Here is a 21,853-nt window from a genome sequence, read left to right on the forward strand (position 1 = left end):
CTTACGACGTACCTCCCCTGGTTATCGTGACAGGACAGGGGAACCAGGAACTTGCAAGGATCCATCGTTCGAGGGTCCACATTGGATGTGAACGCCCCACGACTGGCTGAATCAGACGCCACCTATTTCGTATCACGTCCCATGCCAGCCGATTATGGTACACCTGTGGCAACCTACCACCTTGAATTTGTAACGGACATAACTACGGACTAGCAGTTGATTGGTCTGTATTGTTTTGCGGTTATCTTTGGAAGTAACGAAGGTATAAACCTCCAGATTCAAGCCATCTCTTTTCCCTAGAACTTCGCAAGCAATTGAAACACCAAGCATTCCATCTACCTCCTTTGGGCACATATGTTGCTCCAACTCTCATTTTAAAGAGGAAGGTAGAGAGGAAGCTTGGGCCATTTCGTATACCTTCACCTCACCGATTTCATAGGGCCAAAATGAATATTAGAAGAACTTCAGAGGTTGCATCATGATGATAGAAACAGAGGTACGTCCAGCCATAGAGAATGATCATCCCACCATTCAACGTTTTGAGGATGCTCTCATCCCTGGGAAATTAGGCACATACTTTCACCGAGGTTCCAAGGCCATTCTCCTGGATGATCCTCGCGCAGCTTGGATTTGGAAGCAGATGATAGACCTTGCGCCACCAAGCCATACGTTAGGCTCAGAAATTCTCTCGCCTACGACTGATTTTCTCTTTCGAATCGCCCGCAATCACATAGCTGGAAATCTCAGAGCCGGTGATATGTTACGGTTCATTCCTGGCGGGATAGGACATGTTGCACGAAAAATTGTCATCAACCGTAAGGAGAATGGGCAGTTCGAAACACTCCCCAGACATTTCTCAGGTAGCACTATTCCCAATAACCTTCAGGATACAGCATGGAACCTCATGACGGACATCTTACGCAGCACATTTCCTGTACAGGCCGCCCTCCCTGCATATAAAGTAAGTATCGAACTATTGAAGTATCCTCACTCCTTCGAAGAGATTGAACACGTGGACAGTTTGCTCAGAGATAGTTGTGGTGAATGGGCCAGAATCGGAGTGGCAATGGACACCTGGAAAGCGCAGGCCGCCGGGCTATTTGATGTTAAATTTATTCGAGATTGCACTGCTTTCGCGTCACTACTCCCAGGCCTAAACAGGATTCTCTACACTACCAATAGATGGATGATCCCCTATAGCAAAAAGTCAATCCCCCCAGGAACCTCTATTATTGGAGCGCCTCATTGCGACGGCGGGAAGATAATAACAGCTTTACTCAGCGAGCGTGCAACACTGACCACGGAAGTATATACAGGGAATAAGTGGGAAACATTGCCATTAACCTCAGACCTTCTAGCGATTTTGCCTTCAGCACAACTCGATCCCCAGCTCGAAATATCCCCAACCTTGCACCGCATTTTGATCAAAGACCGTTTAAACGGTGAGCGCCCGGTCAAACCAAATATTACACTCCTCCTCACCGCCAGCTTGCAGGGATGAGGACCCCTGTCTCTTACACTGGGCCAAGATTTTCAATGGTATCGGCCTTTCCTCAAGAATGGCAGCTGAGCGCTGTCATCGCACGGTCGGTTGGGATCATTGCCATCGCACTCGGGTTCGTGATCGGAATGTATGGGCTGGATCATCCTGAATCGCACTGGCTTCGGACCTCACTTGGATTGCTCGTGACCGGAATGATCGCCCAAGGCTATGCTCTCTGCTGTTCGATCAAACGGGTACGACATCTGAACGCCTGAACCAAATCCTTCACCCTCGCCCTGCAAGCTGACACAACCATGTTCGCGACGAACTGGCCCAGACCTGGTGCACGGCCATACGGATAGCCTGTCCACCTGAGCAATCTGTGATCAGCCGAAATAGATATCGTCCGGGATATCCTCATGTGCCACAAATAACAGCGAACGAGTACGAATCCCTGAAGCGAGCGTCAGACCAAGCAGTACCTACTGGCGGTCACGCCTCTTGTAATTTTTACACGCCCTAAGCCATAGTATGACATCACGATATACTAAGTATTTTTATAACACCAACCCCTTCCATCAAGGCAGACCTCGATTATGGCCGCTCGGATCGTTCCATTTGGACTGTACGCATTATTTTTATTAATAGGCCAAATAGTCGGATGGCTGGGACAGGTTGCCGGATGGCCAGCACTGTCGGGAGATGCCGTTCTCTTATGGCTTTACCCGATCAAGACACTGGTCGTTGCCGCTGCACTAGCCTGGTTCTGGCGTCAGTATGATGAACTCCAGTGGCCACCCAAACTGCCAGTCCGACATCTGATGTTAACTACGGCCGCTGGAGTCCTGGTTTATGCAGCCTGGGTTCGGATGGACTGGGCATGGGCAATGCAGGGAGCACCTTCGTCAGGATACAACCCATTTACAGTTGACGGGCCGGCCAGCTATCTACTGACCGCGTTTCGCCTCTGTGGGGCAGCGATTGTCGTTCCGATTATGGAAGAATTGTTCTGGCGGTCATTTGTACTGAGGTACCTGATCTCATCCCGTTTTGAGGCGATCCCTATCGGAACCTTCACACCGATCTCATTCGTCGCGGTCGTCGCACTCTTTGGAGTAGAACATGATCTTTGGCTGGCAGGGATGATGGCCGGAACCGTCTATGGACTCCTACTGGTACAGACCAGGAATCTCTGGGCCTGCATTGGCGCACATGCCATCACCAACTTCGCTCTTGGGATACATGTCTTAGTGACCAGGCAGTGGTCTTGGTGGTAACGGCCAGGCTTGTTCTGCACACAAGCCTGATGCGCCCATTTCAGTCAGGCAAATCCTCACACTTCAACTCCATCTTGGTTCAAGACTCCCACCACCTATTCTCTTCCAATCTTTCTGGTTGGTCGCACCAGAAATTGAAGTAATTGGCCGTCTGTTGTTTTCGTCATCACAGAAACGGACCCAGGCATGGGATGACGGCGGATCTTCCATTCTCGGTACAAGACAACTCCGGCCACCATTACTACGAGCCCGCCAAGCAGCCACCAGGTGATCATGTGTCCTCCAAGATTGTCAGACTCAAAGCGCCTCTCGCCCTCGAGCAGAGTCACAGATGTGTTTTAGCACAAAACAGCAGATCAACCTTGCCATACCCTCTCATTGAGAAGGCATAACCCACCAGATACGATCGCGCCCCTCTTTTCTACCATAGTCGCATAGAATTGCATAACATCTGATGCAGCGGGACTCACCTTCAGCATGTCGGCGGATCATGGCACCGGCTATGTGCAAGTCGCGCCTCTCACGTACTGCGAACGGAAATCACTTGCACAATGGACGGATTTCTTTTAAGCCGCGTCAATCGATACGGCGCATGGTATGATTGCGTGTAACGGCCAGCTGCTGCAACACCTGACCGTTATCTAACACCATCCGTCTCCAGATCATGGCTTTGACTATGATTCAGTTGTAATGACATCCCCCCCCCTCGCACAGAGACAGTCTTCACTGCACCCGACAGCCATGTCGTCATTTACTGAGGCATGATGTCGACTGCAAAGCCACGCGTCTTGATTCTGGGTGGGGGATTCGGCGGGATGTATGCCGCGCTGGAATTCGAACGGGCACTTGAGCGGGGTGCGAACCTCGACGTCACCCTTGTCAACCACGACAACTTTTTCCTCTTCACCCCGATGCTGCACGAAGTGGCCGCAAGTGACATCGATGTCACCAATATCGTGAGCCCTATCCGCAAGTTGCTGTGTAAAGTGACGTTCTTTCATGGTGAAGTCGAATCTATCGACCTGGAGCAGAAGCGCGTTGGCCTGTCACATGGGCATGATAAACATTGCCATGCGCTGCCGTACGACCATCTCGTGCTGGCACTTGGTGCCTCCACGAATTTTTTCGATATTCCGGGCTTAGCCCCTCGTGCCTTTACTATGAAAACGCTCAGTGACGCGATTGCCCTGCGCAATCATCTCATCGCAAATCTAGAAGAGGCCGACTTTGAGTGTGGAGCCTCGCTCCGTACCGGCCTCATGAATTTCGTGGTGGCTGGAGGTGGGTTTGCAGGAGTCGAAACCATTGCGGCCATGAACGACTTTCTTCGAGAAGCAGTGCGGTTCTTTGCGCATCTGCGGGAAGATATGCTGCGAGTCATTCTGGTCAGTGCTGGGCCGGTCATCTTGCCGGAGCTCGGAGAGAAGCTCGGGACCTACGCACAGCGCAAACTGACCGAGCAGAAGGTGGAAATCCATGCGAACTGCAAAGTCACCGCCGTGACGGACCACGACATCACCCTCAGTGACGGAACGACGGTCACGACGAATACACTGGTCTGGACCGCCGGCATCAGCCCTCACGCGCTTTTGGGCACATTGCCCTGCCCAAAAACCAAGGATCGGATCCTTGTGAACGAGTACCTGGAGGTTCCTGGATGGTCAGGAGTCTGGGCCTTGGGCGACTGCGCGATGGTGCCAGACCGAAAAACGGGTGCATTTCACCCTCCGACCGCACAACACGCACTACGCGAAGGGCGGGTGGCAGCACAGAATATCCTGGCGACGGTTCAACAGGGATGGAAACGACCATTTGTCTACTCCACGATCGGGCTGCTCGCTCCGATCGGCAAACGGACCGGTGTCGCAAACATTCTGGGCATCAATTTTTCAGGCTTCATTGCTTGGTGGCTATGGCGAACGATCTACCTGCTAAAGCTCCCTCGCTTTGAAAAGAAAGTGCTCGTAGCCTTGGACTGGACCTTGGATGTGCTCTTTTCCAAAGATCTGGTCCACTTTCGAACCACACGCTCCCTCTCCTCACCACCGTCAACAAAGCCCTGAAAACCGAGCCGACTCCTATGACATCGCATCAGAAGGCCTGATCGGGGATCGGACGAGGCTCCACAAACCATGCCGTGGTACTCCCTCACCCAATTACAACGACAATACGATAGCGCCATACATCCTGTGCGAGCTCCAGCGACGACATCATCCATTGAGCACGGAACGTCTAGCAGTCTGCTGAAAAACTTAACATGTGTGCTTCGACAAGCTCAGCACGAACGGGAAACCCTAATAGTTTCAATGCTCTTCTCGCTCATCCTGAGGCTCTCAAAGGATGAGCAGAGGGTTTTTCAGCAGACTGCTAGTGCGCTTGTATGAGAACCACCCCGAAAGACCTTCAGAAAGGGCGGCAGCCATTACGAATGATACCTATATACAAGCATTCATAATATTTCCGACTAGAGAGGTCTCATCGCTCCCCCCCCGGTGGAGTTGGCCTATCATTACTCGCCTAAATGGCAGTAAACTATACAGAATGGTGATATATTAAGCGTCACGGTGAACTCTTTTTCCTACACCTCATACAGATCCGCCGTGAGTGCCCGTGCCATTCTAAAGTCTAAGCGATTGCAATCATGAGTCTTGTGCAATGCTGTTGATGGCACCCCTCATGCAGTAGCTCTTATGCCCTTACAGCGAGTACATCAGGTCAAAATGCTCACCGAGTCGTAATACCTCTCATGAGTAACGATATAACTACCCCTAACGCTTCTGCAAAGAGTTCCGACTGTCGACCATCAGCTTTTCGTACAGATATTGAGGGGCTGCGCGGCGTCGCCATCCTACTGGTCGTCCTATTCCATTGCGACATGCCTGGGTTCTTAGGCGGCTTTGTTGGAGTCGATGTCTTTTTTGTTCTGTCTGGTTTTCTAATTACGGGAATCTTGGTTCACGAGATTCAGACAACGTCAGGGCTCAATCTCGTGGAGTTTTATGCTCGCCGCGCGCGACGATTGCTCCCAGCGTTCGCCGTCACATTAGCCGCGACGCTACTGATTGGGACCTTCATCCTGACACCCCAGGAGTTGGACCTGGCTGGGCGTGCCGCTCGATCAGCTGCTCTTCATATGAGTAATGTGTTCTTCGACAAGAATAGTGGGGATTACTTCAGTCCAAACGTGCAATCCAACCCCTTATTACACACCTGGTCGTTAGCCGTTGAAGAACAGTTCTACCTATTTTGGCCCTTGTTGATCTTGCTCAGCGTACGATGGTGGCGCTCGATGGATGCGCTTCTCACTCTACTCGCCGGGCTGACACTGATCTCGCTGGGAATCGGAATCGGGTTCACCCTCAAAGGAGGAACATTTGCCTTTTACGAGCTGCCTGCCAGGGCCTGGGAGTTCGGTATCGGAGGACTCGCCCTATTCTTATCGCGCAAGAACCAACGCGCGTTCTCATCTTGGAGGCCCGCCATGGGCTGGCTCGGTTTTCTAGCGATTCTTGGTACCGCACACTTCCTCTCAGTTACGAGTGCCACGAGCTTCCCAGGGTGGGTTGCGCTCATCCCCACACTGGGCACTGCCGCAATACTGATTACGGGGACGGAGCAGCCGTATCGTGGAATTGGAGTCCTCCTGGCCTCTTCACCCCTGCAGCGGCTCGGAACACTGTCCTACTCCTGGTATCTCTGGCATTGGCCATTTCTGGTATTCAGCGCTGTACTTCTTCCATCCCTGTCTGCTCCTGGGAAAGTGGGTGTCGCCGCGATATCATTAGCAGTGGCGGCCGTCAGTCACCACTTTATTGAACGCCCGATTCGGTTCCATCGAGTCTTGCTCCATCGTCCGGCCTTGTCAGTAGGTCTTGCCGCAGCCGTTATGGTGTGCTCAATGGGTGCCGCATTGCTCTCCATGAAATTCGCTGAAGACATAGGGAACGAGCCAAGGATGCGCGCTATTACAATGGCAACTCAAACCACCACCAAACTGTTGACGGAACAGAATTGTTACCCGCCACTCGATTCACCGGAAGTCAGACGATGTGACTTTGGCCATCAGACGGCGAAAGTCCACATGGTCCTATTCGGAGACTCTCATGCCATGCAGTGGTTCAGCCCACTGAAACGAATGGCGGAACTGAACGGTTGGAAGTTGACCACGGTCGTAAAACCCTCATGCCCTGCCTTCGATATTAGACCCAGCACGTTTCAGTCCCAGGAGATCCAGCAAATAGAGACATCTACTAGCGCCTGTGCTCAATGGCGTGCGCAAGCTCTGGCTCTCATCAAAAATCTGCATCCTACGCTGGTACTCCTTGGGAATGCGACCAGTCACCTGGGGCAAAGCTATGACCACCTCTTTGCTATGGGATCCCAACCGTCGCTGGGTGAGTTGCGTAATGGGGCACGGCAGACCTTCTTGGCATTGAAGAACCACGCTGTGGTCGTCATGCGTGATAGCCCGCATTTTCCGTATCATGTTCCGACCTGTCTCGCCAGATCTATCCGTCAGGATCGAGATCCTCAGGCCTCATGTACCGCCGATCAATCAATCGTGCTCAGTCCGGATGTCTATGAGTCTGAGCGGGCCGGAGCCCACAACCTCTCACACGTCCACTTTATCGACTTGACTGATCTTCTCTGCCAGATGGGAACTTGCAAACCCGTTCAAGGGGACACCATCGTCTACAAAGACTTTGACCACCTGACGAGTGATTTTACAGGTTCGCTCATGACCGGACTGACGACCGCATTGCAGACGATTTTAGAGATGAACTCCTCTCCGAGCTAACTAGCAGTGTGTGGACAAACCCAAGAACGAGCTCGGAAATGGAGCCCTGCCTGAGGTCACGAACGTCTGGAGAATACCGCACAGGCTGTTCAGAAAGGCCATCCAGCAAGGCCGCAGCGAGCGAAGAGGCGGAATCGTACTCTCTGCCGTACGGTGAGCCTCTGAGCGAGGCGAGAACGCCGCTGGTGGACTTTGTCAACAGCCTGCTAGCGGAGCAACCCGCTGTGCCGTCAAGAAGCAGTCCGAGCGAGTCGTGGAATCACGCCACCCCGTCTCGCTCTCACGGTGAACGCCCATGAGTACACCGATCCACTTTCCGTCCTCTCTCAATCCCGGTACAATGGTCTCTGCTTAAACACAACTAAGCATGACCTTACATGCCCATCCCCTTCTACATCCTCTGCGGCTCACTCGGTGCCGGTAAGACAACGCTCCTGATGCGGCTATTGGGGCATTGGAAGGTCAATGGTCAGCGAGCCGGCGTCCTGATGAACGAAGCCGGGACCGTCAGCATCGATGGCCCTCGGGCCGGCACGCTCGCTGAACAGGTCATGAACCTTGCCGGCGGTTGTGTCTGCTGTGACACGAAGGAAGATCTTTCCTGGGGGATTGCGCAGCTGGTGCGGGACTATGCCTCGGATCTGTTGATTCTAGAATGTTCAGGGCTGGCCGATCCGGCTGAAGTGATCGACGCGGTGACGGATGCCTATACGGCGCGGTTGGCATCTCTTGAACGAGTCATCGCACTCGTCCATCCTGTCTCGACGGAAGAGAGCCATTCCAGTGCCTATGTGACAACGCAAGCGATCCGCTGTGCCGACGAACTCATCCTGAACAAGCGAGACCTCTATGTCCCTGGCCACTGGGAAGGATTCCGGGCTGGGATCCTCGAACAAAACCCCTATGCCCGCCTGTGGGAAACGTCGCATGCCAGGATTGATGTACCAAATCTCTTGGCGACCCATCCGTCAACCCACCAGCCGGCACTCACCAATGTTCTGTTTGATAAATCTCGACCGCACCATACGCAGCATGCAGCCTACCATCCTATCGCCACAACAATCCGATTGCCCGGGCCACTCAATCGCCAGCGATTCCTGGCGTGGACTAAAACGATCCCGAAACAACTGGAGCGTGCGAAAGGATATTTCCGATTTGCAAAAGAACCAGAGTTACAGGAGTTTCAATATGCGTTGCCAGGACAGGCTACGATCTCTCCGCTCACGCTGCTGGATGAACCAGAACCGGCACTCGTACTGATCGGACGGGGATATGATGTCGATCGCCTACGGGCTGATCTCTTAGCGACAGTGGAAAACCAACCGAGGACCTCGTGAAGATCAGGACTCGATTCCCGCTTCCTTAACGGGATTGGCGACCGACTCGAACCTCTTCCTGAACCGGGGCCATTGCAACAAGAACCAGGCCGTACCTCCGCCGATAACCCCTCCAAGCATCCACCCCCCAAGGACGTCCGTCACATAATGGGCGCCAATAAACACACGGGAGAATCCGACCACTGCCACGATCGGCCATGTGATCCAGCCTGACTTGGGGTACAAGACCTGGAGAAATGCTGCGAGTGTTGCAGTGTTGGCCGCATGGTTCGACGGAAAGCTGAACAACCCTCCGCAACCACTCGGCTCAATTTTCACCGCTTCGCTCATGGCCCGGCAGGGCCTCACTCGTTCAAACACCCACTTCAGCTGCCCTCCGCAGAAATCGGTTAGTCCGACCGATGCTCCCAAGACCGGGCCTCCCACGAAGGCCTCCCGAGGGTTGCGCCAAATCCAATAGGCGATCGCGCAGGCACCCGGAACGTAGAGCGTGCTGCGGTTCCCCAGTTGCAAGAAAAAGTAATCGGCAACCGCCGACTGACCAGCCAAGCCGTTGATAGCAAGGAAGAGAGTCTCGTCCCAGGTCATAATAGGTCAACAGTCACAAGTCATTGGTCATTGAAAGAAACATTATCAGGACTTTGTTCACTCCTGTCCAATGACCTTTGACTAATGACCAGTGACTGCTCTACCTGGTTCGAAAATGAATGCGAACCGTCAGCTCACCATCGATCGGATCATCGCCCTGCATTTGAGGATCGAATGTCCACCGACCAAGTGCCTTGACCCCAGCCGTCGTCAGTTCACGATGCTTACAAGGTTCCAGTACCACAACGGTGACCTTCGCTTGCTTGGAGACCAACAGGCGAGCCTTCATCCAATCATCGATTTCCTGCCCGTTGAGCGAGGTGGGAATAGCAGGCCAGGGAGTGGACTTAGCCACAGGACCCAACTGCTGATCTTTATTGAGAGAGAGGCCGTGCACATGCACTTCGGGTAGTTCAAGGACATCCTCCTCGTGGTCGCGCTCATGCGTAGCCTCGTCGCCAACCACGGCATAGGACAGAGCTGGCCACGCCAGGAGAACGGAAAAGAGTGTTCGAACAATCATTCCCATACATTCCATTCTACGCCATCAATAACCGCAGGCTCAAACAGGCGCATTGTTGCCGTAAATATCCGACAGTCCAGAGTAGACTCTGGACATGGACACAAGAACTCGGATCATTCTTGCAGCGGAACTGGCGACTCAAGGGCTCTCCGTTTCCGCGATCGCGGGCCAACTTGAGCGCCATCGAGAAACCATAGGACTCTGGCTGAAGGCGGTTCGAATCGAAGGACTCTCTGTCTTTCTGGATCGCTATGCTGCGGCCAAGACGGGGCCACGTCCGGCACGACAGGTCCCGGGAGCGGTCAAACGCCTTGTCTGGGCGATTCGCGCCCGTGAATACGACTGCTGTGGGCAGAAGATTCAGTACTTTCTGGCTCATGAACAGCATATCCATCTCTCTGTTCCCAAGATCTATGAAATCTTGGCTGAACGATACGTCTTACGGCCTCGGGGCCGGACCAATCAGCCACGCGGCGTTGTGCCGATTGCCACGGCTCCCCGCGCGGTCATTCAGATGGATACCGTGGTTTTTGGCGAGGTCTTCGCCTTTACCGGGGTGGACATCTATACGAAGGAAGCGGATGTCGTTCTGCGGACCGGACTAACAAGCGAGGATGGGGCCATGTTTTTGCGCACAGCCATGACTCGCCGCTTTACCGGGCCTGTGCAGATCATCCAGACCGATGGGGGCTCAGAGTTCAAAGGCGTGTTTGCCCAACAGGTGCTCCAGTATTGTACACGACATCGCATCGCCCGTCCCTATAAGAAGAACGAGCAGGCGTATATTGAGAGCTTCAATCGAACCCTGCGCAAGGAATGCTTGGGGTGGATCTCCTATCGAGTAGAAGAACTGCCCACACTCCAGGGCGAGGTGCGTGCATTTCTGGACCGGTATCACTATCATCGGCCGCATCTTGGATTCACCCCGATGCGACCGCCGTTATCGCCAAGCCGTGAAGGACCTGACGGACTGTCGGATATTTACGGAGAATAGTGCGACAGGCCACTCAACAAGGCCGCAGGCAATGTGCGAACCGGAGGCGTACCCTCTGGGGTACGTTGAGGATTCGCAACAAGCCGAGAACGCAGTCGATGGCCCGTTTCAGCATCCGACTAGAAGAACCATTGTCCGCGGAAAAAGAAAGATCGCGGCATACCGGCATGGGATACCCCAAGACCGATACTGCCTTCGCCCTGGTTGATGAAATACTTTTGGTCCAACGCATTGACGATATCAAACCCGATCAAGAACTTCTGTCCGTGCCAGGGCAATGGAATGACATGGCTAATCGAAAAGTTGTAGATCGTATAAGTGGGGCTATGGCTCGAGTTAGTCTTTGCACCTTCTTCTGCAGCCCGCAATCCCGATGCAAAGAGAACCTGCCCAGTGAAGGTTGTCCGATCGAATAACTGGTAACTCAGGATCCCCGATGCCGTCAGCGTCTGCTGATGATCGCAATGGACGCCGCTGCGAGAATTGATGTCCGCAATTTCTTCGAAATGCACCAGGTTATGCCCGGACTGCAAGCCATAGCCCTTACACTGTCCCCACGCGATGTTGCCGCGACCCGTCAGATTCTCCATGAGCCAGACCTTGAGCGCGGCATCGGCTCCCCTGGTCCATCCCCGCTCAAAAGCAATATAGTTCAGCAAGGGAGTCGTACCTAACTGGTGTGCGTCCGAAAGATAATTGGCGAGTTTATAATACCCCGTGAGCTGGAGAGTCGCCCAATCCGTGAGGGCATGCACGCTGCCGATTTGGAAATAATGGGCACGCTCGGCGCGCGGCTGATTATCGGTGGCATCTTCCGGAGCCGCCTTAGTTCCTTCTGTATTCAAACTGGTAAAAGCCACCCGCTCGAGATTCGGAGGGGTAAACATTCGCCCATAGAACGCATGGAAGGCATGGGCGGGGTTGTACCGATACGTCACTCCGATCCGTGGGCTGATCTGTCCTTCGCTCCGCTGATATTGGACCACATCACCACGGATCCCCATGTTAACGGTCCAGTGCTCATTCGGGCTCCATTGATCTTGAATCCAGAACTCTTGCCGCCACCCGATGAGCCGGTTGTCGCCACCGGCGTTGATCACCGGCCCGGTCGGGCCCGACTCTGGATTGTTCGGATTCAGTAGATTAAAGGTAGACAGTCTCGTCTTGTTGATCGCTTGGGTCCGATCGACTTGAAACCCAGCTTTGATCAAGTGTTCCTTGCTGTGAACATACGTGTAGTCCAAACGCACGCCACCGGAATAGCCCGTGCGGTCTTGACTCCCGGCCGAGAAAGGCTCCCCTACTTCTTCTTCCGGCACATAAGCGAGGACATTCAACGGATCTGTTCGAAAGGTGGCTCTGGTACGACGAAAATACCCGGCCAAGCTGAAAAAGTTTCTGGTGTTGATATCGCGCCGCCACACCAGATGGCCGTACTGGTTGTTCTCCTTTTGATTCTCATCAATCATTTCCGACGGCACTGGGGTAAATCCTCCGGGCAGCAGACCGAGAATAGTCGGGCTCGCCTCCAGTCCGGGGGTCGTCGGGATCTGATATTTCGCGATAGAGTTCAAGAACAAGAACGTAAAATTGTTGTTATTATCCAACTGATAGTCGCCACGGAACATCGTCTGGTTCCGCTCACTCTGGCCGTGAAAGATCGAATGACCAACTGTGGGCGGCTCGATGCCTCGATTCGTCGCCGTATGGGTGTTCAAGAAATAGTAGCGGAACTTCTCACCGATCGTGCCTCCATACTCAAATGAGGGGTTAATCGTTTTATTCGAGCCGCCGAACATCTGAACCGATCCGAATCCAGGCTTCGTGCCGCTCTTCGTCGTAATATCGATGAGAGCAGCCGTCTTGTTTCCCACATTGGCTTCCATCCCGCCCAGCACGATATCGGCCCGCTCCCAAGCCCGTGGTGTGATGACATCGGAAAAGGTCGAGGAGACCGTATCAGGAATGGGAACTCCGTCGATCCTGAGTTGCAGATTCGCATGGTCCTGCCTGATATGGACCTGTTTGAGCGACCCATAGGCCGCACCCGGGATGCTCAGTAACACGTCGTGCAGGTCATTGTTGTTCCCCCGCGGAAGGATATCGATTTCCTTTCGGCTGAGTGAATAGGTTTCGCTGGACGCCTTGGTTTGAATAGGCGGTAAGGGTGACACCACCTCCAGCGAGACTTCCTTGGTCTGTGAGAGGGTCAGGGTGACCGGTTTCAGGGATTCTTCTCCCACCGTCAGCACCACATATTCGCTCCGATACGTTTCTTGCACGGCACTGACGGAATAGGTACCGCCTTCAGGCAAGGTCACTTTGAACTCGCCGGCGTCATTCGACACTCCGGACGAGATGATGTCTCCTTCTTGATTCTTGATTTCGATGACCGCTTGCGGCACTCGCCGAAGGTCCTGATTTTGGACAACCCCATTGATCGTCTTGATCGGCTCTTGATCCTCAGCATAACTGATCGAAAACGTTCCACAAATGGCTGCGATGACTGTCAATTGAACCGTCACATTCAACGCATGTCTCACAAACGAATACATCCTGTCCCTCCTCGCTCACAAACCTACTCGTGAGAAACAGAAGTGGCAGAAAGGCGTACGCAGACCGCATAGCCCATCACCCCATCCTGTCTATTAGAATATGATCGCTCAGCTATACTTGCGGAGGAGCGCGGGAAGGACCGACGAACGAGAGCGTAGACGAGAGAACAATGGATTCAGAAGGAAGTTCCTGTTGTCGAACCACGTCACAGATAGCCAATCGAGGAACATCCAGATCAACCGACCCGGCAATGTGGTGCTGAACCCACTGACAGATGTCGGTGTCCGAATGTTCATGGCCATCCGTATCGGCAGCAGCCAATTCATGGTGGACGTCCTGGGCCACGGCAAACGGAGCCAGACCTAGGATGATACAGACCATCCCTAAGGCCACTCCGAATCGGAGTAACAATGAGAGGTCGCTGAGTCGTCTCACACACATGGCGGTACAATAAGCATCCAGTGCTCAGAATTGCAAGAACCCCTGAATTTAGGGTCGTCAGATGGCCCGATCCGGCCCACCCAGGAATCGATATGGACTTTTGCGGCGTAATTCGTTAGAGTGCTACCCCCTCAAGACCAAGGCGATTTAGACCGCTCGCAAGGACATGAGCATGTATGAATAGACCCATCGACAATCAACACATTATCGAGATCAAGGCACTGCCCTCTCCACGCGCCATCAAGACCAAACTCCCGATTACGGATCAGGCAGCGGCACTCGTCGTGGAAACCAGAGAGGCTATTCGCCGCATTCTTCATGGAGCGGACCGTGACCGACTCCTGGTCATCGTGGGCCCCTGCTCGATTCACGACCCTAATGCCGCGTATGAATATGCCGCCAAGCTGAAACCTGTCGCTGATACCCTGCGTGACCGCCTCCTGATCGTGATGCGAACTTATTTTGAAAAACCCAGAACGACGATCGGCTGGAAGGGTCTCATCAACGACCCTCATCTCGACGGAACCTGCGATATCGCAACGGGAGTGGAGTTGGCCAGAGCTATTCTCCTCAAGATCAATCAATTGGGCCTTCCTTGCGGGACAGAGCTGCTGGATCCTATCAGCCCGCAGTACGTTGCCGACCTCATCAGCTGGGCGGCCATCGGAGCCCGCACGACCGAAAGCCAAACCCATCGAGAAATGGCCAGCGGGGTATCGATGCCGGTTGGTTTTAAGAACGGCACTGAAGGCAGTCTCCATGTCGCCGTCAATGCCATGACATCCGCCCGCACATCACACAATTTTGTCGGTATCAACGCCGATGGCCAGACCGCGATCATCAGAACCATGGGTAACCCCGACCGCCATATCGTGCTCCGTGGCGGAGGCGGAAAAACCAACTACGAAGCAGAACAGGTCGCCAAGGCCGAAGCCGCCGTCGCCGGAGAAGGCATTGCCCGTCCCATCATGATCGATTGTTCGCATGACAACTCGAAGAAAGATCATACTCGCCAAGGATTCGTTGCCCAAGAGGTGCTGCGACAGTTCCGCGAAGGCCGCCAGACCATTATGGGGCTCATGCTCGAAAGCAACCTGAACCCCGGCAAACAGGCCTGGAAAGAAGGTGTGGCCCTCCAGCATGGTGTCTCCATTACCGATGCCTGTCTGGGCTGGAGTGAAACCGAACAACTGCTGCATGAACTGGCCGCTGCGATCACTCCCAAGCCGGTCTCCTGAGTGCTTTCCTCTCTCATCCCCTCACACAAATATATCGGTCACCCAACTCCCTCGTGGTAGGATCTATAAATGCTGATTGACACTCACACGCATCTGGATGATGCCCGCTACAACGACGATCGGGAGGCCATGATCGCCCGTGCACGGAAAGTGGGTGTAGAAGCTTTCCTCACCATTGGGTGCGATCTGGCAACCAGCCATGCGGCCGTGCGACTCGCAGACCAGTATCCGTTTGTTTATGCCTCAATCGGGGTCCATCCGCACGAAGTCAAGCACATCGGCGACGGTTGGTATGACGAGTTCCGTCAGCTCGCCCCCAATAAAAATGTTGTGGCGTACGGAGAGATCGGGTTGGACTATCACTACAACCACTCCTCGCCGAAAGAACAGCGCGAGCGGTTTCGTGAGCAAATTCAGCTCGCCCGGGAACTCAGGCTCCCCGTTATCATCCACACGAGAGAAGCTCAGGAGGATACGGTCGCGATTTTAAGAGAAGAGAAGGCGTCAGAAATCGGCGGGGTCTTTCACTGCTTCTCCGGTGATGCCTGGCTGGCCAAGGATGCGTTGGATCTTGGATTCTACCTGTCCTTTTCTGGCATCCTCACGTTCCCAAACGCCACCATGCTGCGCGACATCGCCAAAAACACGCCGCTGGACCGCGTGTTGATCGAAACAGACTGTCCATACCTCACCCCTGTTCCCTACCGGGGGAAACGCAACGAACCGGCGTACGTCTCACAAGTCGCTCAACAGTTAGCCTCCATCCACGGATTGCCACTAGATGACGTGGCCGACCAGACGAGCAAGAACGCAAAACGACTGTTCAAAATCGCTTGAGATGCCGGTCTCGCTGTCGTTGAGACTTCGGAAGCTTTCTCGGGTTCCCTTTTTTCTCAGGCCCGCGACGGGTCGCGAAGTCTTCTCCTGTATCCAGTTCTTTGTAGGGCACCCTCCCGCTTGGTGCCGATGATGTCCATAGCTTGGAGGCAAACTCCTGAGCGTTCATAACAAAGGCTCCATGGGCCCGAGCCGCATTCACGATTTCACGGTCTGAGCTGACCACTGCACAGTCGGGACCATACTCCCGCGCAAGTCGTTGGATGACCTGATCAGCCCGCTCTCCCCGCTTGGAATAAATGACCTGTACTCCAGCCCGATGTTCTCGTTGTTCGGTGAGTTGGCCCTGCTGCCACCCATCAAACACGACAGTGAGATGATGATTTTTGCGATGTCGGTAACTCGCTAAATCACGCAGCAATTGCTCACGAGCGGCTTCAAGGTGCCCGGAAAGTGCTCTCCCTCCTGACAGGAGGTTATACCCATCAATGATCAGGTATGTCGGCATACTTCACGCTACCACAGCCTTCGACCGAGCGTCACCGGGGATCTCATCGATCCAACTCGCGTAGTTCTTGACAAGGGGACAGACATCTGAGAATAGTTTCCCATTATCTACTACTGAAAAGGGGCCATACAGGTTCCATGCAAGAACGAGAGCCCCGGCTGTTTTCACTCAAGCCTCTCACGCTCATCGCGGCTGGTGTCCTCTTCTCTCTCTCCGCTGGGCTGGTTCCCCAAGCCGTGGCGTGGTCATCCGACAAACCACGGACACTATCGATACAGGGGTCGAAACAGAGTCATGTCAGGGGGACCACCGCTTCCCTCGCTCCGGTGACTATCCGTAATGTCCGCGCGACGACCAGTCCTGAGAAGATTAGGCTCGTTCTAGATCTTGATCGTCATGCCACAGTTATCGAACAGCGGGCAGTAAATGCCAGCCAGGTGGTCATTGCCCTTCCTGATGCCTGGCTCAGCCAAGCCGCACAGAGCAGGACACTGGACGGAACGATCCCCTCGCCCTTCATGGTGACTCAAATCACACCTCACGCGGTGGCCGTTTCCCTGCCAAGGACCTCGTTCCAATCATATAAGCACTTCCTTTTAACCGATCCTCCACGCTTGGTCATTGATGTCACCCTTCCCGCAGAGCAAGGCCTGAGCTCCACAGGTACGCCTCAAGAGGCTCCGAAACGTGTGGCCCCAACAGCTCCGCAGCCTTTTGCCCCACGAACAAAGGGTTACACCACCATTGTGATCGATCCAGGCCATGGAGGGAAAGATCCGGGTGCACGGGGAGTCAGAAAAACCGAGGAGAAAGACATTACGCTCAAAGTAGGGCTGCAACTCCGAAAACTCCTGAGCAAACACCCCGGAGTGCGAGTATTGATGACCCGCGACCATGATGTCTTTGTTGAGTTGGAGGAGCGGGCGAGGTTTGCCAACAGCAACGAAGCCGATCTCTTCGTCTCCATCCATGTCAACTCCCACCCCTCACGGACAGTCAAAGGGATCGAAATCTATCACTTTGGAGAGGCTAAGGACCAACGGGCGCTCGAGGTAGCGGCTCGAGAAAACGGGACCCCTATCAGCAACACCGGCGTTGGGTGGGAATACCTGGTGGCAGATCTCTTAACGACGAAGAAGATTGAGGAATCGCTGGAGCTCGCATGGAATGCCAAAGCCGCCATGGTGGCTCAGATGAACGGCCACTATGAAATCGACGATCATGGCGTCAAGACTGCCCCTTTCTATGTCTTGAGATTCACGAGCATGCCCAGTATTCTGGCAGAAATTGCCTATATTTCGAATCCCTTGGAAGAAGAGCTGCTTCATAAACCGGTGTTCGTCCAGGATGTTGCCCAATCACTCTACCAGGGTATTGTCGCCTTCCTCTCAGCAGGCAAGTCTGAGATACGCTAAGTCCATCCCGGTCAACCGTTTGCTTCATCGCTTAGTCCGAACATGCCCACCATAAAGCTCACCCTCGAATATGACGGCACAGCCTATGCCGGCTGGCAACGTCAGCCCGACCAGCCGACTATTCAGGCGGCCGTTGAAACTGCCATTTTCGGCGTCACGCAGATCACCGTACCGGTCATTGGTGCCGGACGGACGGATTCCGGAGTGCATGCCCTGGGCCAGGTTGTCAGCTTCCGCATCAATCGTGAGATGACTCCACGCGCATGGACGAGAGCCTTGAATGCGCACCTTCCTGAGGATATCGTGGTCAGATCGGTTGAGCTCATGCCGGACTCATTCCATGCAAGACATTCGGCCAAGGGCAAACTGTATGAATACCACATCCTCAATCGGCCAGGCCGTCCAGCAATTGAGCGAGCCTATTGGTGGCACGTCCACCAGCCCCTTGACGACGCGGCCATGAGTACCGCCGGAATCACCTTAGTTGGGACCCATGACTTTTCTTCGTTCCAGACACAGCCGACGGACAACGATGATCCTATCTGTCATCTTCAGCAATTCATGGTTTTTCTGGAAGGCGACCGACTACGGATTGCAGTGTATGCAGATCGTTTTTTAAAACAGATGATCCGCTCCATCGTCGGAACACTCGTGGAGGTCGGAATGAACAAACGCGCCCCGGGAAGCCTCACTGACATCATCAATGCACGAAACCGCTCGGCTGCCGGGAAAACAGCGCCGCCACAGGGACTGTTTTTAATGCGAGTTGATTATGACTGAACCGAACACGGTCAAGAAGTAACAGTGCGAGTGAGGAGTCCCCGATGACACACCCTGATAGAGGATTTACCCCTGAGACCTGACAAAATCCATGAATGCCTGCTTATTCTGGATCGGAGTCGTGGCCGGTCGACCCAAATCTTTTCTGGCCCCCCGGCGAACACGAATCTCCAGTAGACTAGGGCCGCTCGAGCGTTTGAGGTCTGTGAGACCGCTCGCAAGCTCCTGCTTCGTCTGAGCTCGTAAGACTTGTCTGTAACCGGATGCGCGAGCAATGCTGAGAAAGTCGATTGCCAACCCCACAGTCGGTTGACCACCTACCGAATCATGTGCCCCATTGTTCAGAATAATATGCTTGAAGTTTTTTGCTTTCAATGTTCCATTGAGAGAAAGTGCTCCCATATGCATCAGCGTCGCGCCATCTCCATCCAAACAATACACCGAACGGTCTGGCTGTTGAAGCGCAATACCGAGTGCAATGTGGGAAGCATGCCCCATGCCGCCTACGGTTAAAAAATCACGGTGATGGCCGCTCCCCTTTTTGCGCCTGTAGTCATAAACCTCACGGGAAGGCATGCCGGTGGTCGACACAATCACATCACGATCATCCAGTCCCTCGATCACCTGATGAATGGCCTCCTCACGCGACAGTGGGAACGACGGGCTCTCCGGCTGAAAAGCCGTAAACGGTTTGAATGTGTCCTTTTTGACAACAAGCGCGTAGGGAGTACTGGACGTTCGTGCATGTGCCACGGCATCTTTCAGGGTTGTATCCGCACGATCAAGTTCCGGACTCAACAGGGAGAATGGAATTTCCATCGCATCCAGCATGGGCAACATCACACGTCCCTGTTTCTTGTGTTGCGGCTCATCGTGGACGCCTGGTTCTCCCCGCCATCCGATCACAAGCAACATCGGAATAGCATAGACCTCCTGATCGGCCAAGGAGAGGAGCGGATTGATACTGTTGCCTAAACCAGAGTTTTGGAAGTAGACCAACGGAATATTTCCTGTCGCCAAGTGATATCCCAACGCCAGCGCAACAGCACCACCTTCGTTGGCGGCAACAATATGTTGATCCGCAGAACTTTCTTGTGCGATGCAGGAGCACAACTCTTTCAGGAGGGAATCAGGTACCCCGCTGAAAAACCCAACGCCATTCGCCCTCAGGCACGCAACAAATTCTTGTGGATCGATCATGCGTTCTTATCCATTCTTTTTTCAACCGCCTGTAGCTGACGCTTATTCGACCTGCACCACGCGAGGTCCCAGAGAGACGAAGGATCAGAAGTTCCCCGCCTGAACCAGATCATCGAGACTGTTGATATCGAGCCAGTGCCCCACGGTATACAACACACGAATTGGCAGTTGTCGCTTTAACAGTTCCTGCAAGAGATGAGGGATTCCGGCCTTGCGATTCGCAGGATCGGTCATCATCGTCGAAAGGAGGGCCTGAAGCTGGGTCGCCCCGGCCGGGGAAACTTTCAGAAACCCCATCCAGACTCCATGGGTCTGCTCTCTCTTGACCGTATTCCCAAGCTGCTTCAAATAGACTTTGGCATTAAACGCCTTCTTCGAATTCGGCAAGGAGCATTCGACAAACCCACCGAGGCGCACATAACTGCTTTGGTTCTGCCAATCGCTATCCACGAAGATCACAAAATCCTCGTTCTCCTGACAGAGCGCTTGCGGGATGTATTTATTGAACAGTACATCTCCATAAGAAATGATCAAGTCCTTCGATGGGCTTTTCAGCATGCTGAAGGCCTTCCGTAGTGAATCCAACTCACCGGTGTCGGCAAAGTCATCGTTATCCAAATACCTCAGGTTGGGCAGATTGACCGATTCCTTCTTATACCCACGGACGACCGTAATGTCCTTAATCCCTACAGCGTTGTAGGCGTCCACGATATGGGCGAGAATCGGTGTCCCCTGAATCTTGACCATCGTCTTCGGCTGATGCTCAGTCAATTCCCGGAGTTCCTCGCCACGCGAAGCTGCCAAGACGATGGCCCCGGTGTTTTCTGCTCCTCGAGGAAGGTACCGGTCTTCGGCATCCTGCAATTCCGCCGCATTCTGCAAGCGAAAGATCTCGGCAACAGGAGCCACTTTGTCCTCAATAGAGAGTAGATGCTCCTGTTCTTTCAACGTCGCGGCTGTTTTCTGCATGGCCGTGACGGCGGCCCGGAGCAGGTGATTGGCCCAAATGACGATCGAAAATCCATGCTGTCGAAACACCTCGGTCGGGGTCGCATAATACTTCGTCGGCACAATCACGACGGGGCCTCGATTCCCCCACTCCTGCTTGAACGACAGGATTTCATCAGGCACCGACAGCGCGCTATGGATGAGAATCCCGTCTGCTCCGGCCTGACGATACGCCTCGGCTCGGCGAAGCGCCTCCGCCAGCCCCCAGCCGCAGATGAAGGCTTCCACTCTGGCGATAATGCAAAAGTCAGCGTCAGTTTGTGCGTCTTTCCCCGCTTTGATCTTGCCGCAAAACTCCTGCATGTCCGCCATCGGTTGTGCATCCCCCTTGATAAAACTATTCGTCTTGGGGAACAACTTGTCTTCGATACATACGGCAGCAATACGCCGCTGCTCCAGTTTACGAACCAGCCGCTGCATGTTATTGAAATTGCCGTATCCCGTATCACCATCGAGCAGGATAGGAACCGTGGTCGCATCGGACATGAACTCCAGATTGTCCAAAACCTGAGTCCAGCTGGCTTCATTGTTATCACGAACCCCAAATTGAGCCGAGATCGAGAGACCACTGGCCCAAATACCTTTGAAGCCTGCCTCTTGAACGATTTTTGCACTGAGACCGTTGTGCGCTTCACAAATAAATTCCAACTGGTCCGACAAGAGAAGCTTTCGAAACTGATGCGCTGGTGTGACACCTGGGGTTGAGCTCATAACCGACCTTTCCGCTTATCGTCAAAGCAATCTGCGACAGACTGCAGGGGTAGAACTATACTGTGGTTTTTGGTCGGACAGCATATCCTTTTCTCAAAGAGAAATCATCTTTCTCCCCTCTGGTCACATCACCAATAATCCCTGGCATCACGTACGGGA

The 21,853-nt window shown here is 53.7% G+C and carries 19 protein-coding genes; 11 read left to right on the plus strand and 8 right to left on the minus strand.

Going from position 1 to position 21,853, the window contains the following annotated elements; all coding sequences use genetic code 11:
* Positions 1 to 478: 478 nt before the first annotated feature.
* The 3 genes from COMA1_RS09115 to COMA1_RS09125 all read left to right on the plus strand — a co-directional run bounded on the left by COMA1_RS09115 (position 479) and on the right by COMA1_RS09125 (position 2,760).
* The gene (locus tag COMA1_RS09115) at positions 479 to 1,501 is read left to right on the plus strand and encodes a hypothetical protein (protein WP_090747243.1); all 1,023 of its coding nucleotides are present in this window, start codon (positions 479 to 481) and stop codon (positions 1,499 to 1,501) included.
* Between the two features lie 35 nt (positions 1,502 to 1,536).
* On the plus strand, positions 1,537 to 1,758 hold the full coding sequence (locus COMA1_RS09120; RefSeq protein ID WP_090747246.1) for a hypothetical protein: 222 nt from the start codon (positions 1,537 to 1,539) through the stop codon (positions 1,756 to 1,758).
* A 321-nt stretch (positions 1,759 to 2,079) separates the two neighbouring features.
* Positions 2,080 to 2,760: a CAAX prenyl protease-related protein gene (locus COMA1_RS09125; protein ID WP_090747249.1), complete on the plus strand. Its 681-nt coding sequence runs from the start codon at positions 2,080 to 2,082 to the stop codon at positions 2,758 to 2,760.
* 95 nt (positions 2,761 to 2,855) lie between these two features.
* On the opposite strand, the gene COMA1_RS09130 is transcribed toward COMA1_RS09125, so the two are convergent.
* Positions 2,856 to 3,035, minus strand: coding sequence for a hypothetical protein (locus COMA1_RS09130; protein WP_090747252.1), 180 nt, complete (start codon positions 3,033 to 3,035; stop codon positions 2,856 to 2,858).
* A gap of 486 nt (positions 3,036 to 3,521) precedes the next feature.
* Here COMA1_RS09130 and COMA1_RS09135 point away from each other — a divergent pair, with 486 nt between their 5' ends.
* The 3 genes from COMA1_RS09135 (at position 3,522) to COMA1_RS09145 (ending at position 8,895) form a co-directional block, all read left to right on the plus strand.
* Entirely contained in the window at positions 3,522 to 4,823 is a 1,302-nt protein-coding gene (locus COMA1_RS09135) for an NAD(P)/FAD-dependent oxidoreductase (RefSeq protein WP_090747255.1), read from the plus strand.
* Between the two features lie 683 nt (positions 4,824 to 5,506).
* Positions 5,507 to 7,558: an acyltransferase family protein gene (locus tag COMA1_RS09140; protein WP_090747258.1), complete on the plus strand. Its 2,052-nt coding sequence runs from the start codon at positions 5,507 to 5,509 to the stop codon at positions 7,556 to 7,558.
* Between the two features lie 377 nt (positions 7,559 to 7,935).
* Positions 7,936 to 8,895 (plus strand): CobW family GTP-binding protein, encoded by a 960-nt coding sequence (locus COMA1_RS09145; RefSeq protein WP_090747261.1) that lies wholly within the window; start codon positions 7,936 to 7,938, stop codon positions 8,893 to 8,895.
* Between the two features lie 3 nt (positions 8,896 to 8,898).
* Here the strand turns inward: COMA1_RS09145 and COMA1_RS09150 are convergent, their stop codons facing one another.
* A complete protein-coding gene (locus tag COMA1_RS09150) occupies positions 8,899 to 9,483 on the minus strand; it encodes a phosphatase PAP2 family protein (RefSeq protein ID WP_090747264.1) in 585 nt (194 codons plus the stop codon).
* Between the two features lie 100 nt (positions 9,484 to 9,583).
* A complete protein-coding gene (locus COMA1_RS09155; RefSeq protein WP_176697963.1) occupies positions 9,584 to 10,012 on the minus strand; it encodes an energy transducer TonB family protein in 429 nt (142 codons plus the stop codon).
* Positions 10,013 to 10,100: 88 nt separating this feature from the next.
* Between COMA1_RS09155 and COMA1_RS09160 the strand changes: the two genes are divergently transcribed.
* Positions 10,101 to 11,000, plus strand: coding sequence for an integrase core domain-containing protein (locus COMA1_RS09160; RefSeq protein WP_090742504.1), 900 nt, complete (start codon positions 10,101 to 10,103; stop codon positions 10,998 to 11,000).
* Between the two features lie 119 nt (positions 11,001 to 11,119).
* On the opposite strand, the gene COMA1_RS09165 is transcribed toward COMA1_RS09160, so the two are convergent.
* Positions 11,120 to 13,555: a TonB-dependent receptor gene (locus COMA1_RS09165; protein ID WP_090747267.1), complete on the minus strand. Its 2,436-nt coding sequence runs from the start codon at positions 13,553 to 13,555 to the stop codon at positions 11,120 to 11,122.
* Between the two features lie 112 nt (positions 13,556 to 13,667).
* The gene (locus COMA1_RS09170; protein ID WP_090747272.1) at positions 13,668 to 13,997 is read right to left on the minus strand and encodes a hypothetical protein; all 330 of its coding nucleotides are present in this window, start codon (positions 13,995 to 13,997) and stop codon (positions 13,668 to 13,670) included.
* Positions 13,998 to 14,173: 176 nt separating this feature from the next.
* Here COMA1_RS09170 and COMA1_RS09175 point away from each other — a divergent pair, with 176 nt between their 5' ends.
* Positions 14,174 to 15,235: a 3-deoxy-7-phosphoheptulonate synthase gene (locus tag COMA1_RS09175; protein WP_090747275.1), complete on the plus strand. Its 1,062-nt coding sequence runs from the start codon at positions 14,174 to 14,176 to the stop codon at positions 15,233 to 15,235.
* A 69-nt stretch (positions 15,236 to 15,304) separates the two neighbouring features.
* On the plus strand, positions 15,305 to 16,072 hold the full coding sequence (locus tag COMA1_RS09180; RefSeq protein WP_090747279.1) for a TatD family hydrolase: 768 nt from the start codon (positions 15,305 to 15,307) through the stop codon (positions 16,070 to 16,072).
* Here COMA1_RS09180 and COMA1_RS09185 read toward each other — a convergent pair.
* Complete coding sequence (locus COMA1_RS09185) at positions 16,059 to 16,580, minus strand: NYN domain-containing protein (protein WP_090747282.1); 522 nt, start codon at positions 16,578 to 16,580, stop codon at positions 16,059 to 16,061. The two genes, COMA1_RS09180 and COMA1_RS09185, sit on opposite strands and share 14 nt — an antisense overlap.
* A 137-nt stretch (positions 16,581 to 16,717) precedes the next feature.
* On the opposite strand from COMA1_RS09185, the gene COMA1_RS09190 reads away from it, so the two are divergent.
* A complete protein-coding gene (locus COMA1_RS09190) occupies positions 16,718 to 17,995 on the plus strand; it encodes an N-acetylmuramoyl-L-alanine amidase family protein (protein WP_090747285.1) in 1,278 nt (425 codons plus the stop codon).
* 42 nt (positions 17,996 to 18,037) lie between these two features.
* The gene (gene truA / locus COMA1_RS09195) at positions 18,038 to 18,775 is read left to right on the plus strand and encodes a tRNA pseudouridine(38-40) synthase TruA (RefSeq protein WP_090747288.1); all 738 of its coding nucleotides are present in this window, start codon (positions 18,038 to 18,040) and stop codon (positions 18,773 to 18,775) included.
* Between the two features lie 66 nt (positions 18,776 to 18,841).
* Here the strand turns inward: truA and aepY are convergent, their stop codons facing one another.
* A complete protein-coding gene (aepY, locus tag COMA1_RS09200; RefSeq protein WP_090747291.1) occupies positions 18,842 to 19,975 on the minus strand; it encodes a phosphonopyruvate decarboxylase in 1,134 nt (377 codons plus the stop codon).
* A gap of 84 nt (positions 19,976 to 20,059) precedes the next feature.
* Positions 20,060 to 21,694: a phosphoenolpyruvate mutase gene (aepX, locus tag COMA1_RS09205; protein ID WP_090747294.1), complete on the minus strand. Its 1,635-nt coding sequence runs from the start codon at positions 21,692 to 21,694 to the stop codon at positions 20,060 to 20,062.
* Positions 21,695 to 21,853: the final 159 nt, after the last annotated feature.

Origin of the sequence: Candidatus Nitrospira nitrosa, from assembly GCF_001458735.1 — a bacterium.
Lineage (GTDB): Bacteria > Nitrospirota > Nitrospiria > Nitrospirales > Nitrospiraceae > Nitrospira_D > Nitrospira_D nitrosa.